Below are 13,738 nucleotides of genomic sequence, written 5' to 3' on the forward strand. Positions count from 1 at the left end.
GATTGTTGTTTGAATTCGATACTAAATTTTTTGACCATGATATTTGTCTCCTATGATTTTTGTTTATATCATAGAGGCGACTTTTGTCCACTTTTTTGGCGAGGATCAAACCACAAAAAATTATTAAAATAACTTTATTAGCCTACCAATCTTATTTATTCTTCTTTTATCCCAAATTACACAGGAGTATAATTTATACACCTATTATTATAATTATGGAAAACCCAGTATGTTTGGAAATAAAACAAATCGTCAAGTCATTATTTGGACAACAATCATTGGTGGTTTTATTAGTGCTTTAGTTAAGTGGGGATCCGAGGTTAATATGCCTCCTCGTGTCCCGGGTGAAATTTCGCCTCCAGCTGCACATATTGATGCATGGCTTGGTTGGTTAGGGATTGATTCTCATTCACTTGATTATATTTATCAAACAGCAACTGTTTCTGGTGCGGTAACGCTTTATCACTGGTTATTCAGTTTTGCTTTTGCCTTTGTTTATGTGGCTGGTGCATATTATTGCAACAAAATCCGACTATGGTATGGCGCAGTTTATGGCACGATTATTACTATCTCTATGCATGGTTTTTTAATTCCATTACTTGGCTTTCGTCATCCTGCTTATGATGCCGAAGGTACTGTTGGTTGGTTATGGAATTTAAATGGCTATGAACTTTGGAGCGAAATTTTGGGTCATATCTATTGGGGCGTTTCAATTGAAATTTGTATGATTGCCGTTCTTGCTCATTTTTCAAGACCTATTCGTGGCGAGTGGCGTCAATAATTTAAGTTAAATCACTTAATACTAAATCCTACTATTTAACTATAGTGGGATTTTTTATTTTATCGGTTATAGTTAAAAACTATATTAACCAATAAAAAACTAGAATTATTCAATATCTGTTTTTTTTGTTATCTTCTTTATCACTAAAGAAAGTCGATAAAAAGGAAATAAAAATGAATACTGCTGTTATTGGATATCCTCGAGTTGGTAAGCTTCGTGAACTTAAATTTGCAACAGAAGCCTATTTTAAAGGTAATAAAACACAAGCTGAATTATTAAACGAAGCTAAAGCGCTACGAGCTGAGCATTTAAAACAACAAGCGGCTCAAAAAATTGCCTTTATTTCATCTAATGATTTTTCATTCTATGATGCGGTGTTAGATACAGCGTGTTTACTTAATGTTATTCCAAAACGTTACCAAGATTTAGGTTTACCTGAACTTGACCGTTATTTTGCGATGGCACGTGGTTATCAGGGTGAAAAAGGCGATGTGCGAGCACTCGCTATGAAAAAATGGTTTAACACCAATTACCACTATTTAGTACCTGAAATTGAAGATTCAGTACAAATTAAGTTAACAGGCACTAAACCTTTTGACGAATATCAAGAAGCTAAAGCGTTAGGTGTACAAACCAAGCCAGTTGTGATTGGTGCATTAACCTTTTTTAAATTAGCGCAGTATTTAGGTAAAAAACAGCTTGTTGATTTTAAAGCCGATATTATTAAAGCTTATCAAGACATCATCCAAAAATTCACAACACTTGGTGCTGAGTGGATCCAAATTGATGAACCTATTTTAGTCACTGACCTAAATAAAGACGATATCGCTTTATTTACCGAACTTTATCAAGCGATTTTATCGGTAAAAGGACAAACTAAGATTGTTTTACAAACTTATTTTGGTGATGTACGTGATTGTTATAAAGAACTTGTCGCTTTACCTTTTGATGGTATTGGTCTTGATTTTGTTGAAGGTAAACAGTCATTAGCTTTACTTGAAAATAATGGTTTCCCTGCCGATAAAGTCTTATTTGCTGGTGTGGTAAATGGAAAAAATATCTGGAAAAACAATTACCAAAAAACCTTAGCATTACTTGGTAAAATCAAACAAAAAGCCGCAAATATTGTAATCAATACTTCTTGCTCATTATTGCATGTACCTTATACATTGCAAAATGAGACCAAATTAACTATTCAACAACGTGCTTATTTTGCTTTTGCACAAGAAAAGCTACAAGAACTTGCTGAACTTGGTCAATTATTTAAGGATGCAAATCCTGAAAATAATGCCGCTTATAAAGCTAACCAAACATTATTTACTCGTGAGCGTGAAGGCGCAAATCAAGCTGTACGCCAAAAAGTGGCCGCATTAAAAGATTCGGACTTTACTCGTTTACCTGAATTTTCAGTGCGTGAAGCAGCGCAGAAAAAGGCCTTTAATTTGCCACTATTACCAACAACCACTATTGGATCATTCCCGCAAACACCTGATGTACGTTTAAATCGTGCTAAATTCAAAAAAGGTGAAATTTGCCTGAACGAATATACTGAGTTTAATCAACAAAAAATTGCGCAGTGTATTAAATTACAAGAAGAAATTGGCATTGATGTGTTAGTACATGGTGAATTTGAACGTAATGACATGGTCGAATATTTTGGTGAAAGCTTAAATGGCTTTGTGTTTACTGAAAAAGCATGGGTGCAATCTTATGGTACTCGTTGCGTTAAGCCACCAATTGTTTGGGGTGATATTTCACGCTCAAAACCGATTACTGTTGCATATTCAAAATATGCACAAAGCCTGACAGACAAACCAGTTAAAGGTATGTTAACAGGACCTGTGACTATTCTAAATTGGTCGTTCCCACGAGAAGATATTTCTCAAAAAGAATCGGTATTCCAAATAGCATTAGCAATTGGTGATGAAGTATTAGATCTTGAAGCAGCGGGTATTAAGATCATTCAAATTGACGAAGCGGCATTAAAAGAAAAATTACCACTACGTAAAGCCGATTGGAACAGTGAATACCTTGATTGGGCGATCCCTGCGTTTAGATTGGTACATAGCAAAGTGCAAGCAGATACGCAAATCCACACCCATATGTGTTATAGCGAATTTGCTGACATTATTAAAGATATTGATGCAATGGACGCTGATGTTATTTCGTTCGAGGCTTCTCGCTCTAATTTGCAGTTGATTGACGTACTTAATGCAAACAACTTCAAAACTGAAGTAGGACCAGGGGTTTACGACATCCATTCACCACGTGTACCACCAGTAGCCGAAATCAAAGCAACGATTGAAAAGTTACTAGCGAAGATTGATAACCAAAAATTGTGGATCAACCCAGATTGCGGTTTAAAAACTCGTGGCGAAAAAGAAGTGGTTGAAAGCTTACAACATTTAGTACAAGCCACTTTAGAAGTAAGAAAAACACTGAACTAAGTACTATTTTTACAAAGTCGTTGAGTTTTTTATTAACAAATCAGGCTTTGTTTATAGCCTTACGTTTCCGCCGCCTATTTGGGCGGCGGAAGTGTCAATAAGGAAAATAAGTGACATAACCAATGGATGAAACAAATGAAAACAAATCTACTATTTAATAAAAAAACCGTATTCTCCTTTGAGGTTTTTCCTCCTAAAAAAACCTCACCTCTAGAAACAATTTATAGTACATTGCGTGAACTTGGTTATTTTAAACCTGATTTTATCAGTGTCACTTATGGTGCAGGTGGTAGCTTAAATGGTCAAACCACCATTGATATTGCCCACTCAGTCAAACACACTTATGGCATTGAAAGCGTCGCTCACTTGCCGGGGATCAATTTTGATAAAGCTGAAATGCAAAAAACCCTACACGATCTTAAATGTGCAGGAATTGATAATGTGCTCGCTTTGCGTGGTGACATCAGCCCGAATGTACAACCTAAAGATGATTTTCGATACGCTAGCGAACTGGTGACATTCATTAAAGAAAACGGTGATTTTAACGTGATTGGTGCATGCTATCCCGAAGGACATCTTGAAGCAGCAACACTAAAACAAGATCTGATCCATTTAAAAGAAAAGGTCAATGCAGGTACCGATCAACTTATTTCACAGCTATTTTTTGATAATGACTATTTTTATACATTTTTAGATAAAGCTCGCGATATTGGCATTAATGTTCCAATAGAAGCAGGCATCATGCCAGTGACCAATAAAAACCAAATTGAGCGTATGGTATCGATGTGTGGGGTGAATTTACCTAAAAAATTCAAACAAATGATGGAAAAATACGAACACCACCCAGAAGCATTTCGTGATGCCGGTATTGCTTATGCAATCGATCAGATTGTTGATTTGGTTTCGCAAGATGTCGATGGCATTCACTTATACACCATGAACAATAGCTACATAGCAAGACGCATTAGCGAAGCAGTATCAACATTGCTAGCGGTACCAAAATTGGAATAGTGAATATAAAAACAGGAAAGTATAAACAATGATTTAGAATTGGTTGCGGGGGCTGGATTTGAACCAACGACCTTCGGGTTATGAGCCCGACGAGCTACCAAGCTGCTCCACCCCGCGTCAAAGAAGTGGCTATATTATAGCAATAAAATAATAAAGCAATACCTATTTAGGTTAAACGCCACATTTTTAAACATTCTTGAGGGGATCTAGATTATTTTCTTACATAAACACAAATTCACTTGAAAGTTTTTAACAAAAATTTTAGTCTCCTTCAAAACCAAAGACAGCAAAATCCAACTACACTGAAAATAGCAATAATTTTATAACCATAGGATTTTAATAAAAAAAATCAAGGTAAAAACTTAAATAAAATCAATACTCTACCTGAACAATTTTGATAAGTAACACACTGATTTTTTTACATCAGTATTTCAGTACACTCAGATAAATAAACAAAAGCCATTAACATTAATATAATGATTAACAAATATCGAGGAGTGATCAACATAATGCTACTATTTGATTATCTAAAATCTACAGATATTGAATTAATCAATACTAAATTAAAAAAAGTTGCTATGACAAACTTAAAACATATTCTTAATGATCACTACACAGAATTAGAACTTAATACTAAACAAGAGACCCAAACACTTACTTTTCATGAAAGCTTAAGTGTGATTTTAACGGGAGATTATAATGAACCCGTTTTTCAAATGTGTTTAAAAATTTATAAAGATGAAATGTATCTTGGTTATTATCACTATTTAACAACATTAGACCTTACCTTTGTTGATGAATTCTTTGTTATCAGATAACCAATAAAAGCACGTTGTTTTGCATTTTATATTGAAATGCTTAAATATAGAAAAACGCCGAGTTGTTTGCACTTCATGGTCAAAATAATCCTCTAAAAACTCATAAGGTATTTTTCCAAAAATCACTTTATTCGGTTTAGCGATATTATAAAAATTAATAAAGCGTTCAAGTTTTTGTTTTCTACCTTTTGAATCGCTAAATATTTGCTGATTATGCCACATCGCAATTCAAAGTTCGTGTTACTCTTTCGACTTTCCATTTGTTTGTGGGTAGGCTGCTTTGGTGAATTTTTGATTAATAAGGTAGTTATGACTCATTTTTATTTTCTCACTTTTTAAGATGTTCACCACTGCTGTTTATTTTCCCATACTACTTTATTCAAAAATAAGCACATAAAAATTATAGAAGCATTGATTTATTTAATTTGTATAGATAGAATCATATTTTTAATATATCCAAAATAAATAATAACTTATAATGAAAAAATTAACTTTATTGAGCTGTTGTTTTTTCTTACTACTACCACTAAAAGCGCAAGCTGTAGTTGTAAATGATGTTACAGGTATGACACCAGTACAAGCATCTGCGGTTATGCAACCAGAATCGACTCAACAGGTCTCTGAACTAGTTAAAAATACCTCTGGTCCAATTAGTATAGCTGGTGGCAAATACAGCATGGGTGGACAAACAGCAATAAACAATGGAATTCAAATAGATACACAAAAACTCAACCATGTGATTGATTTCAACCCTGAGAAGAAACTTTTAACCATTGAAACAGGCGCAACTTGGCGTCAAGTACAGGAATTGATTGATCCCTACAATTTATCAGTAAAAATCATGCAAAGCTATGCCAATTTTAGTATTGGTGGTTCGCTTAGTGTAAATGTGCATGGGCGTTATATTGGAGAAGGCCCTATGATTTTATCTGTTGAGAAGTTCAAAATTGTCCTAGCTGATGGCGCTATTGTCGAAGCCAGTCCAAAAGAAAATCAAGATATATTTTATGGCGCTATCGGCGGTTATGGTGGATTAGGCGTAATTACAGAAGTCACTTTGCGACTTGTTGATAATGTTAAAGTAAAACGCATTAGCGATGTTATGCCAATTGCCAAGTATTACCCATATTTTATGCAACAGATTCGTTCTGACAAAAGTGCCATATTCCACAACTCGGTAATTTACCCACCTGATTTTGAAGAAGTTCGTGCTGTCACTTTTAAAGAAACACAAGAACCATTGACTATTTTGGACAGATTACGCCCAACCGACCAATATTCGTTTGCACAGGAACAAAAAATAAAAATTGTCGCCTCATCAAATTTAGGTAAGCATTTACGTAAATTGTATGATGATATAGATTATACAAAACAACCTGTAATGTGGCGTAATTATGAAGCCAGTTATGATGTGTCGAATTTACAGCCAATTAAAAGCAAAAATAAAAGTTTTGCTCTACAGGAGTATTTTATCCCCATAGAGCGGTTTGAGGATTTTTATCCTGAATTAATTGCTATCCTAAAAAAACATCAGGCTAATGTAATTAATATTTCGATTCGTCATGCAAATCCTGATAGCGGTTCATTACTAGCATGGGCTAAAACCGAAGTGTTTGCTTTTGTTATTTATTATCAACAAGATACTGATGAACAAAGCAAAAAGCAAGTAGGAATCTGGACACGAGAATTAATCGATGCAGTATTAGCAAAGGGTGGAAGTTATTATTTACCGTATCAATTACATGCAACTGGTGAACAATTTCAGCGCGCATACCCACAAGCAGATCGCTTTTTTAAACTTAAAGCACAATTAGACCCAGAAAATAAATTCAATAACATGCTATTAGATCGATACCACCCTAAAATAATTCAGTAAACAAAATAAGGCATATTTATCTTGTTTATTATTACTATTTAACAATATTGGGCGTACTTTTTTTGATAATTTTTATACTCAAACACCATGTTACCTGAAACTTTTTAACAAGAATGTACGCTTATTTGTAGAATGAATTAAGTTAATTTGTCTTCTAATCAATATAAAGGAGGCTTAGAGCCTCCTTAATTCAAAACAAAAATCTTATATTATTGGTTTTCTGATTTTGCCTTCCAACGTTTAAGTAAAAGTGCATTGGTTACAACGCTAACACTACTTAACGCCATAGCGGCACCAGCTATCATTGGATTTAAAAATCCCAATGCCGCTAGCGGAATACCGATTAAATTATAGAAAAATGCCCAAAATAGATTTTGTTTAATTTTATTATAGGTTCGGCGCGAAATATCGATCGCATCAGCAATCAAAAACAGATTACCACGCATTAGAGTAATACTTGCTGCATGCATAGCCACATCGGTGCCTGTGCCCATAGCAATACCAATATCGGCTGCCGCCAAGGCTGGAGCATCATTAATACCATCTCCTACCATTGCCACTGTTTTATTGCCAGTTATATCTTCACTTTTTTGTAGTTGATAAATATAGTTTGCTTTATCTTGCGGTAATACTTCAGCAATAACCTTATCTAAGCTTAACTGCTGCCCCACATAATTAGCCGCTTTCTGATTATCGCCAGTTAACATAACGGTTTTTACATTTAACTGATGCAATGCTTGAATAGCTTTCTCGGCCTCCTCCTTTATTACATCGGCAAAACCCAAGAGCGCTAATATCACCACATTACCTTCTGATTGCTGTTTCGCTAAAAATGAAATGGTATAACCTTTACTCGATAACTGATTAATTTTATCGTCCATACCAACAAAATAGGCATTTAATGATTTCATCCAACGCAAACTACCTAAATAATATTCGGTGTTATCAACGGTTGCCATCACTCCTGAACCAGCTACCGAAGTAATATTTTGAGCATAATGATACGCTTTAGCTTTACTTAAAATAGCTTTGGCAAGTGGATGCTCACTACCTGCTTGTAATGACGCTGCGAGCGATAAAATTTGATCGGGCGTCTCGCTACCCATAATATCCATTTCAACTAATTCTGGTTTACCAATGGTTAATGTGCCTGTTTTATCAAATGCAACCATATTAATATTATGCAGTGTTTCTAATGCCTCGGCATCTTTAATTAAAATACCATGACTAGCTGCCACTCCTGTACCAACCATAATTGCTGTTGGTGTTGCCAAGCCTAATGCACAAGGGCAAGCAATCACTAACACAGCCACCGCATGGAGTAATGCTTGTTGCCAATCATGCGATATCGCCCCCCAAGCCAATAACGTAACAAGTGCAATCAATAAAATCACTGGCACAAAAATAGCGCTGATGCGATCAACGACTCGTTGGATTGGTGCTTTCTTAGCCTGAGCAGATTCAACCATTTCAATAATTTTGGATAAAGTAGAATCCGCTTGAATCGCTGTAGTTTTAATGATAAGTAACCCTTCGCCATTAATTGTACCGCCAGTAACAACATCATTAACGGTTTTATTTACAGGAAAGCTCTCACCGGTTAGCATTGATTCATCACTACTAGATGCACCTTCAATCACAACGCCATCAACTGGAATACGCTCTCCAGGCTTAATAATAACAATATCATCCACTTTAACTTGGTTAATGGGTAAACTTATTTCTTGATTATCACGCCTTACTAAAGCAACATCAGGGCGTAACGCAGACAGAGCCTCAATTGCTTGTGTGGTTTGATGTTTAGCTCTTGATTCTAACCACTTACCAAGCAAAATTAAGGTAATAATAATAACTGAAGATTCAAAATAAAGGTGCTCATCATTGCCTATGATAAGCTGATAAACTGATAACCCATATGCCGCACTAGTACCAATGGCCACTAATAAATCCATATTACCCGACAACGCTTTAGCCGCATTAAAACCGCTTCGATAAAATTTAGCGCCAAGTCCAAATTGCACAATAGATGCAATAACCAGTTGTAACCAAGCTGGCATCATCACATGAAACCCAAAAGGCTCTAATAACATAGGTAACACAAAAGGAATGGCCAAAATAACAGAAATCACAATCGGCCAAATAGATGCTTGTTTGTTAACTTTCTTTGCACCTGATTGTTGATCTGAAATTTTAATAGCACGATAGCCCGCTTTATCAACCGCAGACATTAATGCTTCAAGTTTAACATGAGTATCTGCATTAATAGTTGCTTTCTCAGTTGCCAGATTAACACTGACATCAATTACACCATCAACTTTTTTAATTGCTTTTTCTACACGACTAACACAAGAGGCACAACTCATTCCTTCAATATTAAGATGATATTGTATTGTCTTCATAAAATGCAGCCTTAATTTTTATACGATTATTGATTAGTATATACTCAAAATTGATAACAATGCAGAAAAATACTAGACAGATCGCAAGAGTTTAACTTGCGATCAAAATAAGAGGAAATAAAAAAGATAACGTTAGTTACGTAATTTTTCGGGCCACTCGTTTTGAGTAGAAACTAATAAATCCTTAACAATTCTAGGATTACCCGCAACAACATTGCCCGAAACCATATAATTATTGCCACCTGCAAAATCGGTAATAACACCACCTGCTTCACGCAAAATCAACTCACCGCCAGCAATATCCCATGGTTTTAAGCCAATTTCAAAAAAGCCATCTAAACGACCTGCAGCAACATAGGCAAGATCTAAAGCGGCAGAACCAGTGCGACGAAAATCGCCACATCTAACAAATAATTTTTGTAATACGCCAAAATAACTATCGCTATATTGTTTAGCTTTAAACGGAAAAGCCATTGCTAGCACGCTACCGTCTAAATCTTTCGCATTACTCACTCGAATACGATAACCATTAAGTTGAGCGCCTTTACCACGAGCAGCAGTAAACAGCTCATTACTCATTGGATTATAAACAACAGCAATTTCGGTTTTACCTTTAACCCGAGCTGCGATAGACACTGCAAAATGAGGGATATTTTTAATAAAATTGGTCGTACCATCAATTGGGTCAATTATCCACTGAGTATCGGCATCATTACCTTTAGCTAAGCCGCTTTCTTCGGCAATGATAGTATGGTCAGGATAAGCTTTTTTAATTGTTTCAATAATCAAAGCTTCAGCCGCACGATCGGTATTAGTGGCAAAATCATTAGCGCCTTTGGTTTCGATTTCGATTGAACTAGGGTTTTCATAAGCCTTGATGGCTACATTACCTGCTTTACGAGCAGCACGAATAGCAATATTCAGCATCGGATGCATAAATTTATTCCAATTGATGATGTTAAAGAACGAATTATATTAGTATGCCATTTGTCATACTAAAAACTGTTATATAGTATAAAGGTTTTGTGGCCTTATTGCCAGTGTGTGTGGAGTGTTTTTCGGTAAAAAAACAGTTAAGAAAACTTTAATAAAATCATCATCTTTTCTGACTGATTTTTAGTGAAAAATAATTTCTTTTTGTTTTGGTGAATAAAATAGATTGGTGCGGTGGTTTCAGCGTCGGTGGCGGTAGGGGCAGCGCAGTTTTGTGGCTTTGCCACAACTGCGCAACCCTAAGGGGTTTGCCCTAACTTGCGCCAGAGCTTTATTCTTTTTTATATTGTTCTTTCAGACACCATAACCACCTTCTGCGCCATAAGGATTAATTAACCACCACTTAAGCAAAGACCATAGTTACCGCCGAAGTTATCAATGCGCCTATAGACGTAGCCTTTGTTCGAGCTAACAGCGTACATCATACTTTCACCTGATCGGCTGCCACTTAACCAGTAGCTGTTGTCGATGAAACCCGCATCAGCGTAGTTGCTCATGCTGCCCCACTCCGTGAAAAATCCAGCGCCTATTCGACGTTGGTATTCCCCATGTCCTGACGATGGCTTGGCGCCATCGTTCAATATGACATTTTTTCTTTTAAAACATCTGAAAAAATGATCTCCTCTTACACCACACTTCGCATTGGTTAAATCACTTGCCCTCGGCATGTGATAACCCAAACCACTACACCATGCGGACTGTTCATTATAATATTCAAGTACAACCCGATTGACGAACCACTTCCTCAACTCAAATCCATATTTTACTAACTCATAACCATCTTTATCTCTACCCACTAACTCAAACGTCTGCGGTAACCTTGGCCTAACTATTCGGCCAGGTCTGAACCTTTGATTTCTTGCCTCTGGACCTGTTAGCCTAACACGTGCTACAACTTGTCCCCTATCTTCATAAGGAATCCAGCCATCATTAGGTACAACATTTATCACGCTTGCAGTAATTCCCTCATGCCTGACAGGTGCCCATGTCAATTCTCTTACATCTATTCCTGTAATGAGTAAATCAAAATATAAATTATCCGCACCTGTAGTTGGGAAATTGAGGTTATATGATCCTGGATTGGTTGATTGAACTAAAAAGCCCTTCTTAGGATTCCATATGTTAGCAGGGCCTGCGTATTTTCCCTTACCCTGATATAGATTCGGCCTTACATAACGAATAACTGGCATAACTGGCTCCGCTGGTAATGGTTCGGATAGTAATATTATTGCATCACTACGATTACCCGCTCGATACTTTTTGCCATTCGCCTGTACATTCCATGACGATGACAATAATAACAGTGCTAATACTAGCAAAGCTGTTTTAGGTGATTTGAGCGGTAATTTCGATAATTCGTTGAGAGATAATTTGGAAGGTATAAATAAGTTTCGTGAAAAAACTCGCCGAATAAGATTATTTGATAAACTTAAGACATAGGTTTGCCAGTGCTGGTGTCTGGTGTCTGGTGTCTAAAATGATAATGCATTATGGTTCACCTGTCAAGTAATTATTTGTTTTATTTATATTTTTATAATTATTTGCTTGTTTAATAAGCTTGTTTTCCAATAGCGTTAAAAGTATAACCATTTAAAAAATGGTTGGCTAGCTTTTTGTTAATTTATTGTAAATAATTGTTCGTGGTGAGGTAAAATAAGATTAGTTGGTCGGTTTTGACTGGTGAAATAAGCGCCTTTTGAAGGTATAAAATCGTTCAGGTAGAGCATTGATTTTATTTATGTTTTCTTTGTACGTAAAACAAGTGATTATATAGTAAATGCTATTTTTAGTTGTAGAAATTACTCTCATTGTTTACCGTAATTTAAGGAACGACAGCAATGAACATACATAAAAAATCAAACTAAAGATTTATCAATGATGGCTAAAAGTAATAACAAAGCCTAGCTAGACGACAGTTTCAGGTCGACACCAAACATTTACATATTCGATTTATAACACCTAAAAACTGCATGAAGCATTAAATAATCATCCATTTTATAAAGCACTAAAATAAACAATGTAATTCTCGGCATGATTTGTGAATATTTACATGACTATTCACTTTTTAGGCTGTATTTTGTGAGAAACATTCAAGATCTCTATACCATTTGGTAATTAATTAAAGTGTCGCTGTATCTATTCATTAAAACGTTTGATAACCATTTTATTAATCAAAATTTACAAAACCAGCCCACCAATAAACGAATGAAAAACCGAAAGCATGATACATACTTTAATTGCAATGTGGCATGATATAAAAAATATTTAACAATACAGAAAATAGAAAACAAAAGTCTAAGCTACTTATTCACATTTATAATATGGTTATACATAAAGCTATTTCTGGTAAAACGCCTTTATGTGTTTGAGTGGGTTATTTTAATCATGAAATATAAATAACCCATTATTTTATTACAACAATCCTATTTTATAAATGCTCCTTTACTGAATAAATAATATCACATTTAAAATATTTTCTATCCTTTACAAATAGCGTAACCTAACCAAGGAGCTTCAGTTGTAAACGTGCTAGTAAAACCATCATGGTTATGTACAACATATGGAAGCTGTACACCTTCAATCACCGAAGAATCCGATGTCCAATATCTAGAGGTAAAATCAGGCGGAGCATAATATTCTTGCCATTCTGAATCAGGGTAAGAAGATTTAGTTGTCCACCCCCATTCACCCAAAATAGAGCCACCTATTACACGAGTATAGCTATTAGACAATCCAGTTAATTCAGCCCCTTGACCTTCATATCGTGGCGAATTTGTTAATTGGGATCGGCTCATCAAATTTTGTAAACCTCCACAATGCTGTTGTACAGCATTAAACGATCCTCTAAAATTTTGCGGCACCCCCCAAATAGAAGTTGGGTTAAAACGGTAATCATGAATGACAGAATTATCTCTTTTTAAAGTTGCCCTCACTGTAACAGTTCCTGAGGGTTTACTATTAAGTTTTACTACACCATTTTGATCAATTGCAACCCCTCCTCCTGGGTTATTGATCACTTGATAATGATAATCATCTTGCGCTCCTGTCATCACTAATTGAAATTTAGCACCAGGAAACCCTGTTGTTGGGAATGTGTTTGATGAAACTATTGGCTGTGCTTTAAAACCATAATTAGGTACGTAATCTTGAGTATAACCACCACCAACTAGAGGGTGACGATTAGCATATTCAGGTCGATTAAAATAATATTCATCTGTTTTTAAATCAACTCCAATCCATTGGTATTCAGGATGAACTATAGTAGAATTCGGTTTTGCATAACAAATTTGCGATTTTGGTGCGATTTGGTAGGTCTTAGCTAGGGTAATTTGCTTGCCTACATCAGGTATTCCGTATGCTGAATGGGCACTAACATTGGTTTTTATGATGAGCTTTAATGGCATTGAAAAGCC

General features: G+C 35.6%; 10 protein-coding genes and 1 tRNA gene. 5 read left to right on the forward strand and 6 right to left on the reverse strand.

Going from position 1 to position 13,738, the window contains the following annotated elements:
• Window positions 1–229 precede the first annotated feature (229 nt).
• The 3 genes from ACGH6S_RS11260 (at window position 230) to metF (ending at window position 4,239) form a co-directional block, all read left to right on the forward strand.
• The gene (locus tag ACGH6S_RS11260) at window positions 230–781 is read left to right on the forward strand and encodes a YagU family protein (protein WP_065561279.1); all 552 of its coding nucleotides are present in this window, start codon (window positions 230–232) and stop codon (window positions 779–781) included.
• A gap of 173 nt (window positions 782–954) precedes the next feature.
• Window positions 955–3,228 carry a 5-methyltetrahydropteroyltriglutamate--homocysteine S-methyltransferase gene (gene metE, locus ACGH6S_RS11265; protein WP_297225944.1) on the forward strand — a complete coding sequence of 758 codons (2,274 nt, stop codon included), beginning with the start codon at window positions 955–957 and terminating at the stop codon, window positions 3,226–3,228.
• A gap of 135 nt (window positions 3,229–3,363) precedes the next feature.
• Window positions 3,364–4,239 (forward strand): methylenetetrahydrofolate reductase [NAD(P)H], encoded by an 876-nt coding sequence (metF, locus tag ACGH6S_RS11270; RefSeq protein WP_411578923.1) that lies wholly within the window; start codon window positions 3,364–3,366, stop codon window positions 4,237–4,239.
• Window positions 4,240–4,279: 40 nt separating this feature from the next.
• Here the strand turns inward: metF and ACGH6S_RS11275 are convergent.
• Window positions 4,280–4,356: transfer RNA gene (locus ACGH6S_RS11275), tRNA-Met, on the reverse strand.
• Between the two features lie 392 nt (window positions 4,357–4,748).
• Between ACGH6S_RS11275 and ACGH6S_RS11280 the strand changes: the two genes are divergently transcribed.
• Together ACGH6S_RS11280 and ACGH6S_RS11285 are read left to right on the forward strand one after the other, a co-directional pair.
• The gene (locus ACGH6S_RS11280; RefSeq protein WP_065590221.1) at window positions 4,749–5,057 is read left to right on the forward strand and encodes a hypothetical protein; all 309 of its coding nucleotides are present in this window, start codon (window positions 4,749–4,751) and stop codon (window positions 5,055–5,057) included.
• 478 nt (window positions 5,058–5,535) lie between these two features.
• Window positions 5,536–6,933: an FAD-binding protein gene (locus tag ACGH6S_RS11285; protein WP_411578924.1), complete on the forward strand. Its 1,398-nt coding sequence runs from the start codon at window positions 5,536–5,538 to the stop codon at window positions 6,931–6,933.
• A gap of 209 nt (window positions 6,934–7,142) precedes the next feature.
• Here the strand turns inward: ACGH6S_RS11285 and ACGH6S_RS11290 are convergent, their stop codons facing one another.
• From ACGH6S_RS11290 to ACGH6S_RS11310, 5 genes are all read right to left on the reverse strand, one after another.
• On the reverse strand, window positions 7,143–9,332 hold the full coding sequence (locus tag ACGH6S_RS11290) for a heavy metal translocating P-type ATPase (protein ID WP_411578925.1): 2,190 nt from the start codon (window positions 9,330–9,332) through the stop codon (window positions 7,143–7,145).
• A 132-nt stretch (window positions 9,333–9,464) separates the two neighbouring features.
• A complete protein-coding gene (gene suhB / locus ACGH6S_RS11295) occupies window positions 9,465–10,268 on the reverse strand; it encodes an inositol-1-monophosphatase (RefSeq protein WP_065590228.1) in 804 nt (267 codons plus the stop codon).
• Between the two features lie 137 nt (window positions 10,269–10,405).
• On the reverse strand, window positions 10,406–10,552 hold the full coding sequence (locus ACGH6S_RS11300; RefSeq protein WP_167370059.1) for a hypothetical protein: 147 nt from the start codon (window positions 10,550–10,552) through the stop codon (window positions 10,406–10,408).
• 105 nt (window positions 10,553–10,657) lie between these two features.
• A complete protein-coding gene (locus ACGH6S_RS11305; RefSeq protein WP_174798822.1) occupies window positions 10,658–11,620 on the reverse strand; it encodes a hypothetical protein in 963 nt (320 codons plus the stop codon).
• Between the two features lie 1,182 nt (window positions 11,621–12,802).
• The coding region (locus ACGH6S_RS11310) for a hypothetical protein (RefSeq protein WP_411578926.1) at window positions 12,803–13,738 on the reverse strand (936 nt) is incomplete at its 5' end.

Source organism: Gilliamella sp. BG3, assembly GCF_046635605.1.
Taxonomy (GTDB): domain Bacteria; phylum Pseudomonadota; class Gammaproteobacteria; order Enterobacterales; family Orbaceae; genus Gilliamella; species Gilliamella bombi.

Excerpts from the sequence above, each read along its gene's own strand:
- ACGH6S_RS11290 (WP_411578925.1), bottom strand. The coding sequence starts at position 9,332 with ATGAAGACAATACAATATCATCTTAATATTGAAGGAATGAGTTGTGCC.
- ACGH6S_RS11260 (WP_065561279.1), top strand. The coding sequence starts at position 230 with ATGTTTGGAAATAAAACAAATCGTCAAGTCATTATTTGGACAACAATC.
- metF (WP_411578923.1), top strand. The coding sequence starts at position 3,364 with ATGAAAACAAATCTACTATTTAATAAAAAAACCGTATTCTCCTTTGAG.
- metE (WP_297225944.1), top strand. The coding sequence starts at position 955 with ATGAATACTGCTGTTATTGGATATCCTCGAGTTGGTAAGCTTCGTGAA.
- ACGH6S_RS11280 (WP_065590221.1), top strand. The coding sequence starts at position 4,749 with ATGCTACTATTTGATTATCTAAAATCTACAGATATTGAATTAATCAAT.
- suhB (WP_065590228.1), bottom strand. The coding sequence starts at position 10,268 with ATGCATCCGATGCTGAATATTGCTATTCGTGCTGCTCGTAAAGCAGGT.
- ACGH6S_RS11285 (WP_411578924.1), top strand. The coding sequence starts at position 5,536 with ATGAAAAAATTAACTTTATTGAGCTGTTGTTTTTTCTTACTACTACCA.